Source organism: Pseudomonas sp. AKS31 (assembly GCF_023634765.1).
In the GTDB taxonomy this organism is placed as follows: Bacteria; Pseudomonadota; Gammaproteobacteria; order Pseudomonadales; family Pseudomonadaceae; genus Aquipseudomonas.
In genome coordinates this window covers 346,505-361,963 of record NZ_JAMLFX010000002.1, presented here as the reverse complement: position 1 = coordinate 361,963, position 15,459 = coordinate 346,505, and the positions used below count along the sequence as shown (strand labels likewise).

18 protein-coding genes and 1 pseudogene are annotated in these 15,459 nt (G+C 57.7%); 9 read left to right on the top strand and 10 right to left on the bottom strand.

What is annotated here, in order from left to right:
• Positions 1-876, top strand: a pseudogene (locus M9827_RS07675) (TonB-dependent receptor domain-containing protein); the annotation flags it as partial.
• 360 nt (positions 877-1,236) lie between these two features.
• Here the strand turns inward: M9827_RS07675 and msrA are convergent.
• From msrA to M9827_RS07655, 4 genes are all read right to left on the bottom strand, one after another.
• Positions 1,237-1,743 carry a peptide-methionine (S)-S-oxide reductase MsrA gene (gene msrA, locus M9827_RS07670; protein ID WP_250604784.1) on the bottom strand — a complete coding sequence of 169 codons (507 nt, stop codon included), beginning with the start codon at positions 1,741-1,743 and terminating at the stop codon, positions 1,237-1,239.
• Between the two features lie 85 nt (positions 1,744-1,828).
• The gene (locus tag M9827_RS07665) at positions 1,829-2,119 is read right to left on the bottom strand and encodes a hypothetical protein (protein WP_250604783.1); all 291 of its coding nucleotides are present in this window, start codon (positions 2,117-2,119) and stop codon (positions 1,829-1,831) included.
• Positions 2,120-2,294: 175 nt separating this feature from the next.
• Positions 2,295-2,549: a hypothetical protein gene (locus tag M9827_RS07660; RefSeq protein WP_150692726.1), complete on the bottom strand. Its 255-nt coding sequence runs from the start codon at positions 2,547-2,549 to the stop codon at positions 2,295-2,297.
• Between the two features lie 140 nt (positions 2,550-2,689).
• Entirely contained in the window at positions 2,690-2,980 is a 291-nt protein-coding gene (locus M9827_RS07655) for an avidin-fold protein (RefSeq protein WP_250604781.1), read from the bottom strand.
• A gap of 23 nt (positions 2,981-3,003) precedes the next feature.
• Here M9827_RS07655 and M9827_RS07650 point away from each other — a divergent pair, with 23 nt between their 5' ends.
• The gene (locus M9827_RS07650) at positions 3,004-3,255 is read left to right on the top strand and encodes a hypothetical protein (protein WP_250604779.1); all 252 of its coding nucleotides are present in this window, start codon (positions 3,004-3,006) and stop codon (positions 3,253-3,255) included.
• Between the two features lie 462 nt (positions 3,256-3,717).
• The gene (locus tag M9827_RS07645; protein ID WP_250604777.1) at positions 3,718-4,080 is read left to right on the top strand and encodes a DUF6124 family protein; all 363 of its coding nucleotides are present in this window, start codon (positions 3,718-3,720) and stop codon (positions 4,078-4,080) included.
• A 493-nt stretch (positions 4,081-4,573) separates the two neighbouring features.
• Here the strand turns inward: M9827_RS07645 and M9827_RS07640 are convergent, their stop codons facing one another.
• Both M9827_RS07640 and M9827_RS07635 read right to left on the bottom strand, forming a co-directional pair.
• Positions 4,574-4,930 (bottom strand): DUF7079 family protein, encoded by a 357-nt coding sequence (locus M9827_RS07640; protein ID WP_250604775.1) that lies wholly within the window; start codon positions 4,928-4,930, stop codon positions 4,574-4,576.
• An 84-nt stretch (positions 4,931-5,014) separates the two neighbouring features.
• The gene (locus M9827_RS07635) at positions 5,015-5,818 is read right to left on the bottom strand and encodes a 2OG-Fe(II) oxygenase (RefSeq protein WP_250604773.1); all 804 of its coding nucleotides are present in this window, start codon (positions 5,816-5,818) and stop codon (positions 5,015-5,017) included.
• A 267-nt stretch (positions 5,819-6,085) separates the two neighbouring features.
• On the opposite strand from M9827_RS07635, the gene M9827_RS07630 reads away from it, so the two are divergent.
• Positions 6,086-7,057: an AraC family transcriptional regulator gene (locus tag M9827_RS07630; protein WP_250604771.1), complete on the top strand. Its 972-nt coding sequence runs from the start codon at positions 6,086-6,088 to the stop codon at positions 7,055-7,057.
• Positions 7,058-7,208: 151 nt separating this feature from the next.
• On the opposite strand, the gene M9827_RS07625 is transcribed toward M9827_RS07630, so the two are convergent.
• Positions 7,209-9,128 (bottom strand): tyrosine-protein phosphatase, encoded by a 1,920-nt coding sequence (locus tag M9827_RS07625; RefSeq protein WP_250604769.1) that lies wholly within the window; start codon positions 9,126-9,128, stop codon positions 7,209-7,211.
• Positions 9,129-9,287: 159 nt separating this feature from the next.
• On the opposite strand from M9827_RS07625, the gene M9827_RS07620 reads away from it, so the two are divergent.
• Entirely contained in the window at positions 9,288-9,497 is a 210-nt protein-coding gene (locus tag M9827_RS07620) for a GNAT family protein (RefSeq protein WP_250604766.1), read from the top strand.
• A 93-nt stretch (positions 9,498-9,590) separates the two neighbouring features.
• Here the strand turns inward: M9827_RS07620 and M9827_RS07615 are convergent, their stop codons facing one another.
• Positions 9,591-9,920, bottom strand: a complete 330-nt coding sequence (locus tag M9827_RS07615) for a DHCW motif cupin fold protein (protein ID WP_095049927.1) — start codon at positions 9,918-9,920, stop codon at positions 9,591-9,593.
• 367 nt (positions 9,921-10,287) lie between these two features.
• Here M9827_RS07615 and M9827_RS07610 point away from each other — a divergent pair, with 367 nt between their 5' ends.
• Positions 10,288-11,805 (top strand): EAL domain-containing protein, encoded by a 1,518-nt coding sequence (locus M9827_RS07610; RefSeq protein WP_250604764.1) that lies wholly within the window; start codon positions 10,288-10,290, stop codon positions 11,803-11,805.
• Positions 11,806-11,867: 62 nt separating this feature from the next.
• On the opposite strand, the gene M9827_RS07605 is transcribed toward M9827_RS07610, so the two are convergent.
• A complete protein-coding gene (locus M9827_RS07605) occupies positions 11,868-12,134 on the bottom strand; it encodes a DUF6555 family protein (RefSeq protein ID WP_250604762.1) in 267 nt (88 codons plus the stop codon).
• Between the two features lie 142 nt (positions 12,135-12,276).
• Here M9827_RS07605 and tspO point away from each other — a divergent pair, with 142 nt between their 5' ends.
• Together tspO and M9827_RS07595 are read left to right on the top strand one after the other, a co-directional pair.
• Positions 12,277-12,717: a tryptophan-rich sensory protein TspO gene (gene tspO / locus M9827_RS07600; protein WP_007916213.1), complete on the top strand. Its 441-nt coding sequence runs from the start codon at positions 12,277-12,279 to the stop codon at positions 12,715-12,717.
• A complete protein-coding gene (locus M9827_RS07595) occupies positions 12,717-13,694 on the top strand; it encodes an alpha/beta hydrolase (protein ID WP_250604760.1) in 978 nt (325 codons plus the stop codon). The genes tspO and M9827_RS07595 overlap by 1 nt, the downstream gene beginning before the upstream one ends.
• 314 nt (positions 13,695-14,008) lie before the next feature.
• On the opposite strand, the gene M9827_RS07590 is transcribed toward M9827_RS07595, so the two are convergent.
• Positions 14,009-14,203, bottom strand: coding sequence for a hypothetical protein (locus tag M9827_RS07590; RefSeq protein ID WP_093433302.1), 195 nt, complete (start codon positions 14,201-14,203; stop codon positions 14,009-14,011).
• A 234-nt stretch (positions 14,204-14,437) separates the two neighbouring features.
• Between M9827_RS07590 and M9827_RS07585 the strand changes: the two genes are divergently transcribed.
• A partial coding sequence (locus M9827_RS07585; RefSeq protein WP_250605461.1) for an ABC transporter transmembrane domain-containing protein occupies positions 14,438-15,459 on the top strand: 1,022 nt, incomplete at its 3' end.

Below are 15,459 nucleotides of genomic sequence, written 5' to 3'. Positions count from 1 at the left end.
CCCCCCCGCCGCGAAAGCGCTGTGACCTACCCGCAGAGTGGCGGCAAAACCAGCCTGAACGAGTGGGACTACGCGCCACGCATCGGCCTGCGTTACCAGATCAGCCCGGATCTGCAAGTGTTCGGCAACCTCAGCCGCTCGGTTGAGGCGCCGCACCCGTGGTCGCTGATCTACAGCTCCAACGTGCGCTTCCCGGCCGGCAATGGCGCGGCGACCGGAACGCAGAAAGATCCGATCAAACTGCAGAACCAGACCGCGACCACGCTGGAACTGGGTGGCCGTGGCGACAGCGCTGTCGGCCAGTGGAGTCTGGCGTGGTACTACGCGCAGGTGCGCCATGAATTGCTCTCGGTGTTGCCGGATGCCAATGCCGTCACCCCTTACGAACTCAACGCCAGCCCGACCGTGCATCAAGGTGTTGAGGCGAGCCTGAACAGCAAACTCTGGACGGCCGCTGATGGCCGTCAGTTGAGCCTGCGCCAAGCGTATACCTTCAGTGACTTCCACTATCGCGATGACGATCGTTTTGGTGACAACCGTTTGCCGGGGTTGCCGATGCATTACTACCAGGGCGAATTGCGTTACGACTGGCCGCTGGGTTTCTTTGCGGCAGTGAATACGCAACTGGTGTCCAAAGTTGCAGTGGATTACGCCAACAGCTACTACGCCGATCCTTATGCCCTGTTCGGCGCGACACTGGGCTACAACGCGCCGAAGGGTGACTGGCAGGGTTGGGTGGATATGCGTAATTTGACCAACAAGCACTATGCGGCAACGGTCACGCCGGGGTATGACGACAAAGGGCTGGATGCTGCGCGGTCTACGCCGGGTGAAGGGATGGGGGTTTATGTCGGGGTGTCGTGGAGTTTGCTCTGACACGCAGAGGAATGAACCCGGTTTGTGGTCGCGGTGTGTCAATGGCTGAATCTTCAATACATTGCGACTTCTTCGCGAGCAAGAGGCTTTGAAATAGCGAGCGAGTTGCAGAGCGTCGCTCGCCAGTTGTACCTACCCCGTAAAGAAAAACCCCAGAAATTTGCCGATTACTGGGGTTTTTCATGTGGCTTGAAACTGGCTGGCTTCGCCGGGTATTGGCGCTGATATTTCAGTGCCTGGCTGTCGAGCGAGTAGCACTTCAATCATTATTCGCAGAAAGCATAAAAAGCTTCGCAATAACGCAAGGCATGGCGGATATGTGCAGCGCCTATTTGCCGGCGCTCAATGAGTGGCGCGCCGTCACACGCGCTTCGGCAGCTTCCAGTTCGGACGAATGAAATGGCAGGTGTAGCCATTCGGAATACGCTCGAGGTAATCCTGATGCTCCGGCTCCGCTTCCCAGAACGGCCCCGCCGGTTCGATTTCGGTCACCACGCGACCCGGCCACAGTTTTGAGGCGTCGACATCGGCAGCCGTGTCTTCAGCGACATCGCGCTGTTCTTCGCTGAGGTAGTAAATCGCCGAGCGATAGCTGCGTCCAAGGTCGTTGCCCTGACGGTTTGGCGTGCTCGGGTCGTGGATCTGGAAGAAAAACTCAAGGATCTGCCGATAGCTGATCACCGCAGGATCGAAGGTGATCTCGATGGCTTCAGCGTGGTCACCATGATTGCGATACGTAGCGTTCGGCACATCGCCGCCGGTATAACCGACGCGGGTCTGCAACACACCGGGATAGCGCCGCAGCAGATCCTGCATGCCCCAGAAGCAGCCGCCGGCGAGGATGGCGGTTTCGGTTTGAGTGGTCATGGCGTGTCATTCCTCTTCGGGGTGTTGGGTATAGCGATGGTTATGAGGGCGGGTTGGCGGATTCCAAGGGGCTGAGCCAATAGAACTAGCGCGTCGAAAGCTGATTGGCTTGCTCAAGCAAAGGCCCGGTGATTCTGCGACCGTTGTAATCACTGACAAAGTAATTGATCCGGTTCGCCAGGTGCTGAATCGATAGCCAGCCCAAACCGTGGTAGTCGCGCATTTCCTCGGCGTTGAGCTTGATCATGGACTGGTACCCCACAAAAGACGCTTCACATTCAACGAGGATGTAGACAGAACCATCTGCGAGCTTGAAAAGTCGCCAGTAGCTGTCGTTGGTGTGATATTCCGCGGGAGTGAGTCGAACCAGTTCCATGATTGAATTCCGTGGGTTTTCTTTTGGTTTCGAGACCATAACATGGCTGCAAAGCCACGGTTTTAGATGAGACGCTTCTGGCCGGTTGCCGACGTTGACGACATTCATTTCAATTCAAAAACGCCAATCACGGGTACTGACGAGACAAAAGTTATGAGAACAGCACATTCACCTGCTAGACGCCATTAGACGCGAGCTCCAGCATCCTGGTGAATTGAGCAATCGCCAGATGAATCTCATCCTGAGTATCGCCATCCCAATCCTCCACCGTCGACAACTCAGCCCTCAGCGCGTCAATTCGACCGCGTATTTCAGCAACCTCTTCGTCCCCACACTGCTGCGCAATTGCCGTCCACTTTTCATCCGAAATACGCTGCTGCACGGAAAGGCCCACACTCGCTTGCGCGATCATTGCTGACAATTTGCTCATCAAATATCCCTCCTCTATTCCTTGCAGACAGTCGGCCCTATGCCCTCACCGGAAACAGGCATGATGTCATTGGCCGGGCTGAGGCACAGCGCTTTATTACTGAACAGACGCCCAAATCAGCGGGTTAAACGAGACCGGATCTATGCCGAAACACAGTCCGGGGATACCTCAACATAACTCGACTCCCCGCCCCCCTCGGCCCCCGACAACCACCCCCACACAAAACTCAACGTCGTCCGCCCCGCCTCATCAACCCCCACCACACTCCGCGACCAACCCGCGCGAATCTCGCCATCCGTGGTGATGCACTGATAAAGCAGCTCGATACTATCCGGCCCGGTCACCCGCCCGACCTGGTTACCCATGCGAATATGCCCACCCGCATAAGTCCCCCAAACCGCCTCGCCTTCGACGAAGTAGTGAAACACCATGCGCGCATCGGGAGCAGAACGGGTTGCGCGTGTATTTCGAACAGGATGGGCGCTATGCATTGCTGTCGCTGTCCACGTATCTGTGCCTGGGGCTAATCGTCAATGTCACGTTGTTTGAGGCATCGCCGGTGGCGCTTTGGGGTTTGCTGGATGTGATCATGATTGTGTTGCCGATTGGCGCGTTTGTGGCTCGGTCGCGTAAAGCGTATGCGGGGATTACCCTAATCTACGTGCCCATCAATGTCATCGACATGCTGATTTCGCTGGCGAATTAACTCCCACCTATAGCGAGAGGACTTGCCCCCGATGGATCGCGAAACGGTTCCCGCTCATCCACTCCACAAAGACATCGCAAAAACAGCTCTAACTGCCCTGTTGAAGCAATTCCTGGACTTTGTTTAAAGACACCCCAAGTTACGTCATCCCAACCTACAACGCCTTGCGCCGTTGCCTACGACTACGCCAGAATCCGCCGGCTTGTGCGCCTTGGATGCGGGTTCTATTGTGGTTCGGTCACTGAATAGCAGTGATCGGGTTTGGTAGCCCGACTTTCCCAGGCGCATTGCGCACCTTTCGCAGAGATCGTTTGTCTGATCTCCGCTTTATGGTGGCCATGCGTAGGGCGTCCTCGGACGCGCCGGGCTCCTGGGCCGGTCTACCAACCTGTGCATGGCCGCCACCCCTCGTTTGGTAGCGAAGTGTGATGGCTCCTTAATCGTTTCCCAGGAGTTTCATCTATGTTCAAAATTACGCCGAATCCGCCAGAAATCGATCCGATCGCGGGCGACGAATCCCCAGACGCAAAGAAATTCAACGAAGCCGTCGACCGCGCCCTCTCCCACTACCTCGGCCCTGCCCCGGAAGTCATGCTCACCCCGTACCAAACCAACAAGATGTTTATCGCCAACCCGAACACCAAGACTGAGGAATTGCTGGTGAATGCCAGTGAATCACTCGGCTCGGCATCGGTGATGCTTGGGGATGTGATCGGGCTGGTGCAGGGACCGGCACGCAAGACACTGCAAGGCATTGCGCAAGTGGTGATGCTTGGGGAGTTGGCGGTGAATCGGGCGTTGGATAACGTAGTGCCGACGGAGTAACGAAAATCCCTCCATGACGGTCGGGATGCCGTCATGGAGGTTGATCAGACATACGCGCGAAGACAGAATGATTACCACCACTCAAGCCATGGCCGTTATGAGATATTTGATGTTCGCTTCTCTAATTTCGATTTTGCTTATTCTGAATACAGGCTTCTATAACGAAGTTTCAGACAGCGAAATCACTCGAATATATTTCATCAAAAAACATCCGACCTTTCGAATGCAGTTTTTCAACATTCATGCGAATGACGGAAATTATCGACATATAGAAACACTCACGAATGAGCAGCGACAAGACATCATCGATTATTGTAAATACAGATTAGGCATCGACTCAAAAATAACCACCCAAGCCGACATCGAAACGTGCGCAAAGCGATAACATCAAAAAATAGCTACAGATGAAATACGGAAAACTCGAAACAGGACCGTTTCTTAACTATGTTTGGCATCGATATATTGCCTCTGTGAACCCACCTTGTTCTGCAAGCTACAGCCGACTGGCGATCTCCTTCCAGATGTAGGCGTAGCTGTATTTCAACCAACGCACCAGCACCTTGTCGAACTGACGACGAAACCAATTACTTTTTCTCGCAGCCAACCTTTCCTCTATCGACTCTCTGAGTATGTCAGGATCGAAACCTGTCCATACCGGGGGTACAGCAGCCACAAGATTGATGAAACACACCGGTGCGACCTCTGAATAGAGGATTTCGTAAAGAATGTTAGGGTCGACGCCTCTGACCGTCCTCGCCAGATAGTCATATTCGACGGGAAAATCGTTAAATGGCTCGGAGAGTGCCGCTCTGACCTTTGTCAGTTGTGGCTCAGTCAGAAGATGTCTCAATGCGTGAACTCCTCAAGCTCTTCATCCAATGATGACTCCCCCGCCCGTTGCATGAACATGTCTCCGCCCTTAAATCGCCACTCCTCATCCTTTCCTCTTAAACAATTTATTCACGTGGTACTTCAGGCTCCACCGATCCTTCGGCCGCGGCTTATAGTGCGTTTTATTCCTCTGCCCCGGCTCCCCTCCCACCCCACTCGCCGTGTAGTAATAAAGCGCAATCGACCGCCGAGTGATGTGTTCCGGCGTAGTCAACGGCTCCGGATGCCCATGGTTGCTGTCCTTATCCGTATTAAAAATCACACACCGGTTATAAATCGGCAGCACCTTCTTCAGGCACTTTTTCATCCCCACATCCCAAAGCTCCAGGTTGCCGCCGTACGCCTCCTGCCAATCCTCGGTCAGGTAAATGATGACGTTCAACCGGCGCTCAACATTGAGCTTCTTGTTCAGCCGAAAATCCGAGTGCACGCCGAGGAAGCCGCCGGTTTTGGTTTCGTGCAGGCCGCCGCCGGTGAAATAGGGATCAGGAATCAGCCCTTGAATGCCGGTGAGTTTTTCGAGGAATTGCAGCATCGGTGCGGAGTTGAAGGTGTTGAAGACGTTCTTCAGGTACGGGCTGCAGGCGTTGGGGCTGATCTGGCGTTTGAGTTGGCCTTTGTAGCCGCGCTCGTAGATCTGTTCGTTGTCGGTCGGTACGACCGGGAAGTGTTCGCGGATGCTGGCGATGACGTCTGCTTGCAGGAAGTTGTCGATGACGATGTGCGGGAATGGCGTGGCTTGGGTGTATTCGCTGGTCAGCGATTCGCCGAAAGCACTGGCGGTGTTTTGGTCGAAGTCGAGTTCTGGGGTCAGGGTGATGGGGAGTGTTTGCGAGTTGGCGTGCATTGCCGCTCCAATTAACTTGAATGCTTTCAGGTCATTTCAAACAGGGCCAAGCGCTGGATGCGTCGCCGCTATTTGTTTGCTGAGTACAGATGCGAGCAGGTTGCCATGTTGGCAATGACCTGCCGAGTGTCCTTCGCTTAAACGTAGTGCGGCGCTGTAACTACATGTTTCTGCCTGTCGCAAAAAAGTCATATTGCCTCTGCTACTCTCCTCGACGCCCTACCCTACACCCCAGTCCTAGAGCCCCCAAACGAAGGTGCCGCCAAGGTGTTTCCAACTCCTGTTCGCCAACAAATCATCCTGCGTTCCGACAACCTTCGTTCGGATGACTTCGGTGCACTGTTTTCCAGATTGTTCGGCAACCGCTACGCCGATACTCCACCCCCGCCATCCAACATCATTATTGGCGGGGTCTACGGTCGGCACGATGGCGTGAGTTTTCGGCGGATGCATTATCACGGTGATTTCACCGTCGCTTTCCCCGATCCACAGGACGAGATCACCTTCGTCATTCCCACTGCCGGCAAGATCGTTTTCAACCATGCCACCGAGTCTATCGGGGTGTCGCACGTTGGGCTGGCGATTGATAAGGCGGATATCCGTTCGATGCGCTTTCTGGATGATCACGCGCATCACGGGATGTCGATCAATCGTCACCAGCTCACCGAGCGACTGTCGGCGTTGTTGGATAAACCGATTCTGCAGAAGATCGTTTTTGAGCCGAGCGTGGATCTTGAGACGGCAGCGTTTCAGGGGATCAAGGCGTTGATTGATCTGGCGACGGGGACGGAGTTTGATCTGTTGCTCAACAGCGGGACGTTGATGCCATCACGGTTGCGCGAGATGTTGATTGATGCGGTGCTGGAGGCGTGGCCGCATAACTTCTCCGAGGCGTTGCGGCGGCCGACGGCGATGGTTGCGCCGCGACACGTGAAGTTGGCGGTGGAGTTTATTCAGGCGCATCCGGAGCAGTTGGTCAGTGGTGTGGATCTGGCGCGGTTGAGTCATGTGAGTCAGCGGGCGTTGCAGGAGGGGTTTCGGCGGTTTGTCGGGATGTCGATTGTGGCGTATCAGCGGCAGGTACGGCTGGAGCGGGCTTATGAGGTTTTGAAGCGGCGGGGTTCGGGGTCGGTGACTGAGGTGGCGTTGCGGTTTGGGTTTAGTAATGTGGGGCGGTTTTGTCGGTATTTTCAGGGGGCTTATGGGTTAAGTCCGGCGGAATTGCGGGGGCGGGATTGAGGGATGTGGGTCAGTTGGGGTGATGGTGGCTGCAAGGGGCTATCGCTAGCAGGCCAGCTCCCACAGGGATTTGTGGTGTGATTGAGATTGATAGCAACCCACAGAATCTGTGGTGTTTGCTGGATTGGAGTCATCCTTGACCCCACTTCTTTTAGAACGCGTAGCTGGCCTTGAGGCCGCCGTTGAAGCCGTGGCTGTCACCGCCGCCATTCGCGCCGACTTCTGCGCCCAGGCTCAGGGCGCCGAGGCTGGCCATGACGTTGACGCCGCCGCTGAATTGGTCGCGGTTGTCGAAGGCGGCGCGTTGTTCGATATCCAGGCTCAGCAGGTGACTTTGGCTGTCGACCTGGTTGTCGCCCAGTGTGCGTTCGTAACCCACTTGCACACCCGGCACCAGTTGCCAACTGCCCATCGCCACCGGGGCGAAGGCGACATTGAGGTTGGCGACTGCGCTGCGGCGGGTGGCGCTGTTGTCGTCGACGTCGAGCACCAGTTCGCTGCCCTTCTCTTTGAAGCCGTTGAGGTCGAGGTGGCTGACGCGAAAACCGAGGCTCGGCTCGAAGGTCATGCCGTTGACCGGGGCGCGATAGCCCAACGCAAGCGTGGCGCCGGTGAGGTTGCCGTGGCTGTTGCCTTTCGCGGTGCCGAGGCCGCCACCGAGGTCGCGTTTGCTGTCGTAGTCGACATAGCCGGCGCTGGCGTTGGCGTCGAGAAACAGGCCTTGTTCGAGGCTGGTGAAGCCGTAGCGGGCGCCGACGTTGAGGAAGGTTAAGTCGGTGTCGGCTTCGCCACCTGCGCCGCCAACAGTGCCTTTGCTGTAGCCAAAACCGCCGCGTGCGCTGAGTTGATCGCTGAAGCGTTGGGTGATGCCAACCATCAAACCTTGGCTGTGTTCGTTGCTGCTTTCTGCATGAGATGAGCCGTCGGTGCCGAGGTAGCCGGCGAGCGCGGTGGTCCAGAGGCGGTACTGGCCGACTTTGAGGTCGCTGCCGCTGGCGAACGGTGCGGCAGCTTGTTCGATCATCGCGTTTTGGCGCAGAAGGTAGCTGGCGGCGTCGGCGTGCACCTGGCCGCCGACCTGGGATTCAACACCGCCGAGGTTGCCGGCATCTATGGCCGATTGCAGGTAGTAGTTGTAGGCGCTGTAGGTGCCGGACAGGTTGGTGTTCTGCAACTCGCGGAGCAATTCGGCGCCGGCAGCGGCGTTGCCGATCAGCCCGGCCTGACCCGGCAGGCTGTTGTATTCGACGAGTTTGCCGCGCAGGACGTAAATGGTTTCCTGCGACAGACCGAGACCTTGTTTGAGGTAGTTGTCCATGCTGCCGTATTGCGCGGTGACTTCGTCGAGGCCGGCCTGCAGGTAACTGGCCTGCACGCCGAGCAACGGCTCGTAAATGGCTGCCATGCTCGGCGGTAGCGCTTTGAGCGTGGCGGCGACACGGGCGGCGGTGTAGTCGTTGGTCGCCAGGTAGTTGGCCATGATGGTGGCGTTGTCGACCCCGGCGATGCTCTGCAAAACGGCGGCGGTCCAGCCAGTGCGGTCCTTGCCGGCGGTGCAGTGGAACAGTTGCGCGGCATCGACGCTGGCGAGTTCATTGAACAGCACGCCGAACTGGCCGCGCATGCCGGCGTCGCTGACGAAGGCGCGGTTGGTCTGCTCCATCATCGCGATAGCGTCGGCGGCGCTTTTGAAAGAAATGTTGGTGATGTTCGCGCCGGACGTGGTGCTGCCGATGATGTCGATGTTCTGATAAGTCGCCCCGCTTAGCATCGTGTCGGGGGTCGCAGCGATTTCGCTGGGGGTGCGCAGGTCGTAGATGTCTTTGATGCCGAGACTGTTGAGGGTCGCCAGATCGCTGGCCGTCGGCGTCAGCGCGTTGGAGCGGTAAAACACGCCGCTGCGCATCGTGCCATCGTGGGCCGTGGTGTACGCGGCGGTGGTACCGGCGATATCACGGAAGTTGTCGATGCCCTGCAGGCGCGGTGTGTCGAGCGGCACGGGCTCGGCAGCATGGGCGGCGGCGATGGACAGGCTCAGTACGGACAGCGAACACAGAAGACGTTGAAACACAGTGCAGCCTCATTGTTTAAGCGTTGGGCTGGTCACTATGGGTAGGCAAGTGATACTGGATATGACAGTTTCGGCTTCAACGGAAATGGCTGCGCGATCGGGCCGTGGGGTGCGTGATCGGTCCATCCACCGGCAGAGAAAGTCTCAGGGATTACGAAAATGGAAGATCTGATTCGAATGGCAACACACGAAGATGCCGCCATGATCAGTGAGCTCATCGTGAACATGGTGCCCTCCTCGATAACGGCTGAAGGTTTTTATCGATCGCTTGGGTTCGAGACGAATATCACGGCACCGAGCGAACGATCATCATGCAAAAGCAATGGTGATGGCAGTTCCGAACCCACCGTAGAACCATTGCAGCAGTGAGCCTGCTCGCGATGGCGGCCGGCCAGCTGAGGTGCGTGTTGGCTGAAAAGCCCCCATCACGAACAGAAAAGGTCTGAAGGCATCAGCGCAAACTCAATCGACGATGAACAGTTTCGCGCCAGTGGCGGTGAAGGATCGATGGCCTTCGGCGTCGTTGCCTACCTGGTAACTCATGCCGGGAGTCAATGTGAACTGGCGGCCATCCTCCAGTTCGGTCTGCAACTGCCCTTCCAGGCACAGGAGGATATGGCCGCGCCAGCACCAATGATCAGCGAGGTAGCCGGGGCTGTACTCGACCATCCGCACGCGCGTTGCGCCAAACTGGCAGGTTCGCCACCAGGCCGTGCCGGTTACCCCGGCATGTGCCTCCGGTTCTATGGTTGACCAATCGGTGGTACCGAAAGGAATGGCGGTGAGATCCATGGCTACCTCGTTGATGTTCGCGAAGCGCGCAAGGTATCAACGAGGGAATTGTGCCGATAGATACAGACTGCGCGGATTTGCGGGATACAGACTCTGAACACGTCCTTGTGGAAGCTGGCTTGCCAGTAAAGAGGCCCGGTCACGCAGTTCTCAGAACGCAGAGAAACCAATCAATCCGGGCAATCAGTTAAATTGATCTGGAGCAGTATTTACCCCACACGGCAGCCGTAATCTGCAATCGCTGAAAACAGCCGTGCTGTGCGCACGTCACAGGCCTTGAGGCCAAGGTGGCGCCATGAACAAAAAACGCATTGTCTGGGGGAGCATTCTCCTGGGCCTTCCGTGTGTCTTGCTTCCGGTTATTTTGATGGGTTACGTCGCCTGGATGTTGAATCTGGCCGCGGCTCAGCAACGGCTGGAAACCCTCGCATCCGTCGCCTCCAGTCGTGCCCATGGCACCTTCAATGAAGCGGCCGGCGCGCTGAAATCCATCGCCGGTTCCCGGCTGGTGCCGTGCACGCCGGAAAGCATCGACGAGATGCGTCTGCTGACCATCAACACGCTTTCGGTGAAGTCGATCGGTTATGTCGAAGAAGAGATTTACGCCTGTGGTTCCTGGGGGCCGGTGGGGCAGCATGCGACGCCGTGGCGTGAGGATTTCACAACGGCGGATGGCGTGCGGGTTTCGCTCGGTGTGCAATCGCGCATCGTCCCGGCCAAGCCGATGATGGGGTTGCAGTACGCGGCGTTCAATGTGCTGGTCGATCCCGAGCAGTTTCTGCATGTGATGCTCGAAGAGGATCTGCACTTGGCGGTCGGCACCGCGACCGGACAATTGGTCAGCGCCTCGCGACCGGGCGCGGAGCACTTCTTGGCGCGCGTGCATTCAGGCCCGCATTCGGGCCTTGCCGACGGCTACCTCTACACCCTCGTCCACAACGGTGACTGGGTCGCCATCGCGGCGCTGTCGCGCCATGAATTGATGCAAGGCCTGATCCGCCGGGAGATGTTGCTGTTGCCGATCGGTGGCTTAATCTCAGGCGTGCTGGTGCTGCTGATCGTGCGCCGTACCCGCCAACGTCTGTCACCGCTGGCCGAACTGCAACTGGCAGTGCGCAATCGCGAGTTCATCGTTCACTATCAACCGATCATCCGCCTCAGCGATGGTGCCTGTGTCGGCGCGGAAGCTCTGGTGCGCTGGCAACTTCCGGACGGCACGCGGGTGAGTCCCGATGCGTTTATTCCGCTGGCTGAACACAGCGGTTTGATTCTGCCGATCACCGATCAGGTGATCGACAATGTACTGCGGGACCTCGGCCCGTTGCTGGTCAAAGAGCGCAGCCTGCACGTGGCAATCAACCTGGCGGCGAAGGACGTCAGCAGTGGCCGTTTCCTGCCAGTACTCGACACTGCGTTACGCCGCGCCAACGTGCAGCAAAAGCAGATCTGGCTGGAAGCCACTGAGCGCGGTTTCGTTGAGATTGACGCAGCCCGCACCACCGTCAATCGTGCCCGCGAGCTGGGTTATCTGGCGGCCATCGATGATTTCGGCACCGGTTTTTCCAGCCTCCAGCATTTGCAGCAACTGCCGCTGGATGTGCTGAAGATCGACAAATCGTTCGTCGACAACATCGACCACGACGCGGCGACCGGATCCGTGACCGGCCACATCATCGAAATGGCCAAGAGTCTGCGCCTGCAAATCGTCGCCGAAGGCATTGAGACCGAAGCGCAACGGGATTACCTGCGCGGTCAAGGTGTGCAGTTTGGGCAGGGCTGGCTGTTTGGCAAGGCGATGCCGGCGGCGGAGTTTTTGCGGTTCTATCAAGAGCGCAAGAACATGATGGCTGAACACGACGCGCAGGAAGCAGCGATGCCGGTTTAAGCGCCAAGGCAGGGAGAATAGTCTTCGTTGATCCCCGCCGTTGCCAAAATTTGCATCACGCTTCAGTTGGTCTGGCTGACAACCTTGATGTCCGTAATCCCTACCCGCTCGGCCCGTTCGAGGATCTGTTCGGGTGTTGAGTCTGCAGTGGGCATCATCAGACCGTTTTCCGCATCCCCCAAGTGCAGTTGAAGCAGATGCATCGCGGCCTCGTGCTCGGCCAGCTGCTGTTCCTTGAGTTCCAGCAGAAAAGTCCGAGGCTCGCCGTTGAATCGGTATTCGATGTGATAGGTGTACATGAGGTCATCCGCGTCAGTAGGAAAAGGCACTGATTATCCTGACGCGATGGTCAGTTTTTAGTTCAAATTGAATCGCCTCTCTGACCAATCTGAATTTCATGGCAAACTTTTTCCTTGCCGAGGCGTCCCTTTCTTAAACCCCCAACCGGCTGATTTCAGCCAAGGACTGGCGATGACCTTCTTCATTTTTCTTCTGGCCTGCGCAGCCGCAGCAACCACCGGTGTGATGTTCAAACCGGGGCCGTGGTACGAAGGGCTGAACAAACCCGGGTTCACCCCGCCCAATTGGGCGTTCCCGGTGGCCTGGACGATTATCTATCTGCTGCTGGCCTGGGCCGGTTACCGCTTGAGCCTGATCCCCGGCAGCCAGACCGTGCTGGCGTTGTGGGCGGCGCAGATTGCGCTGAACACGCTGTGGACGCCGGTGTTCTTCGGCGCACATCAGGTGTTGGCGGCGATGGTGATTCTCACCGTGTTGTGGCTGGTGGTCGCGGCGATGGTGGTACTGGCGATACAACTGGACCTGATCACTGGCTTGATCCTGTTTCCTTATCTGGCGTGGCTGTGCGTGGCGGCGGCGTTGAATTTCTCCATCCTGATCAAGAACCGCTGATGACCAATGCCAACTGGGGTAATGCAACACCGTGGCCGCAGGGCGAGCGCGAATTGGCGCAGGTGCGCGCCTTCAACAGGAAGCTGGCTTGGCTGCCGCGTTTCAAAATCCGCAATCGCCTGACGCCGCGTTTGATTCAGGCGCTGTTGCGCGTCAGTCAGATCGGCGGCTCGGGCGCGTTGCGCAAGTTTGGCCTGACAGCTGAGCGCCAGTTGATCGATAACGTGCCCGTGCGGATCATCCGCCCCAAAGGCCCGGCGAAAGGCGTGGTGCTGGACTTCCACGGTGGCGGCTGGGTGATCGGCAATGCGCAAATGGACGACAACTTCAACGCGGCCATCGTCGACAGCTGCCAGGTGACCGTGGTCTCGGTGGATTATCGACTGGCGGTGTCCACGCCCATCGAAGGACTGCTGGAAGATTGCCTCAACGCCACTCGCTGGTTATTGCACGAGGAGGAGTTTGCCGGCCTGCCCGTCGTGGTGATCGGTGAATCGGCGGGCGGCCATCTGGCGGCGGCGACCCTATTGGCGCTGCAACAATGGCCCGATCTGCTGCAAAGAATCAGCGGCGCATTGCTGTATTACGGCGTCTACGACCTCACCGGAACATCCAGCGTACGTAACGCGCCCGCCGACACGCTGGTGCTGGATGGCCCCGGCATGGTCGAGGCGTTGCGCCTGCTCACACCCGACCTGACTGACGAGCAACGCCGTCAGCCACCGTTGTCCCCGCTATATGGCGACTTCAGTGGTTTCCCGCCCGCGCTGCTGTTTGCCGGCGAACTCGATCCGCTGCGCGACGACACCCTCGACATCGCCAAGCGCTGGGCGCAATCGGCGCCGGTCGAGATGTACCTGCTGCCCTCCTCGCCCCACGGTTTTATCCACTTTCCCACGGCCATCGCTCAAGGTGTGCTGGCCTACAGTCGCAAGTGGATTTCGGCGCACATCGAGGCTGGCGCGCCGCGGGGTTGAAAACGGGCAGCCCGGCCAGATGCTGAAACGCTGTCCCACACTGTTTTGCATCAACGGAGCATCAAGAGCAAAAGGCCCACGGCTATCGCAATCCAACCAACAACCCTCGCTGCACCTGTCCATTGGTAATACCGGAGCTTATCTCTCTGCTCCTTTGTGAGCTCCTCAGCGGACATCAGGCGAGACCTCTCTGCCTTTACAGACTTTGAATAGCCGAACATATCGGACACATACAAAATCAGCCCCGCGCCTATCACCAACAGTGCGCAAGCGAAACTCACCATATCGATCCACTCTATCGAAACACGCCAGATTCAGGCGATGTAAAAGAAGTACAGCGCCAAGCCGAGCAACTGCATGAGCAACAGGATGGAAAGCAAATGATTGCACCCCTTCCAGACATTGCTCACCGGTTTGTTTCTGGCGACTCGGTAGCGCAGGTAACTGTCGAGTGAAAGCGACGCCGTGGGGATCAACACGAACAAAAACGTCAAAAAGAAATTAAACATTTCCTTTGCCCATCGACTCCCAACCTGAAACCGGTTTTGTTCGCTGCATCGTGCGCTGCTCAAGTCGTCTGAGCAGACAGCTTAGCTGATCGGCATGCCCCCGGAATCCGTGGTGTTCTGCACCGAAGTGATCCCGGGCGATCACACTAGTGGGGACAAGTCAGTGACATGCAAACCCGCAACACCGCCATTCAATGGCAGAATCCACAGACCCTGATGATTTCGGAGACCACAATGCTGCGCGTGTTTGAACAACGGCTCGACCCATTTCCTCCCGACGAAGCACCGCCTCCGCCCGTCGGCCTGATGCGGTTCCTGTGGGCCTGCACGCGCGGTGCACGCGGTTATATCCTTGCGCTGGCGCTGCTCAGTGCCGGCGTGTCGATCTACGAAGCCTGGCTGTTTTCCTTTCTTGGGCAAGTCGTGGACCTGCTCTCGACGTGGCAGGCCGGCGGCGGAGTCAACGCGCAGGAAAGTCGTGTGCTGTGGGGCATCGGCATCGTCTTGTTCATCAGCATCGGGCTAGTGGCGCTGCGCACTATGGTCCAGCACCAGATCCTCGCCATCAATCTGCCGTTGCGGCTGCGCTGGGACTTCCATCGGTTGATGCTGCGGCAAAGCCTTTCGTTCTTCTCCGATGAGTTCTCCGGACGGGTCACGACCAAGGTCATGCAGACCGCACTGGCCGTGCGCGAAGTGTTGTTCACCCTCATCGAAATTGCACCGGGCATCGGCGTTTACTTCATTGCGATCATCGCCCTGGCCGGCGGCTTTGCCCTGAAACTGATGCTGCCGTTCATTATCTGGGTCGCGTTGTTCGGGCTGGCCATGGTGTATTTCGTGCCGCGTCTTGGCCAGGTCGGCCAAGAACAGGCCGATGCGCGTTCGTCGATGACCGGGCGCATCGCCGACGCCTACACCAACATCACCACAGTGAAACTGTTCTCGCACTCCAAGCGTGAAGCGCACTTCGCCCGCGCGGCGATGGAGGATTTCAAGCTCACCGGTTTCCGCCAGATGCGTCTGGTCAGCCAGTTCGAGATCGTCAATCAGGCGCTGGTGGTCGGGCTGATTATCGGTGCCGGCGGCTATGCCCTGTGGCTCTGGCATCTGGGTCAGGTCGGTACCGGTGCGGTGGCGGCGATCACCGCCATGGCGCTGCGCATCAACGGCATGTCGCACTGGATCATGTGGCAGATGACGTCGCTGTTCGAAAACATCGGCACCGTGCAGGACGGCATGGCCACCCTCACCCG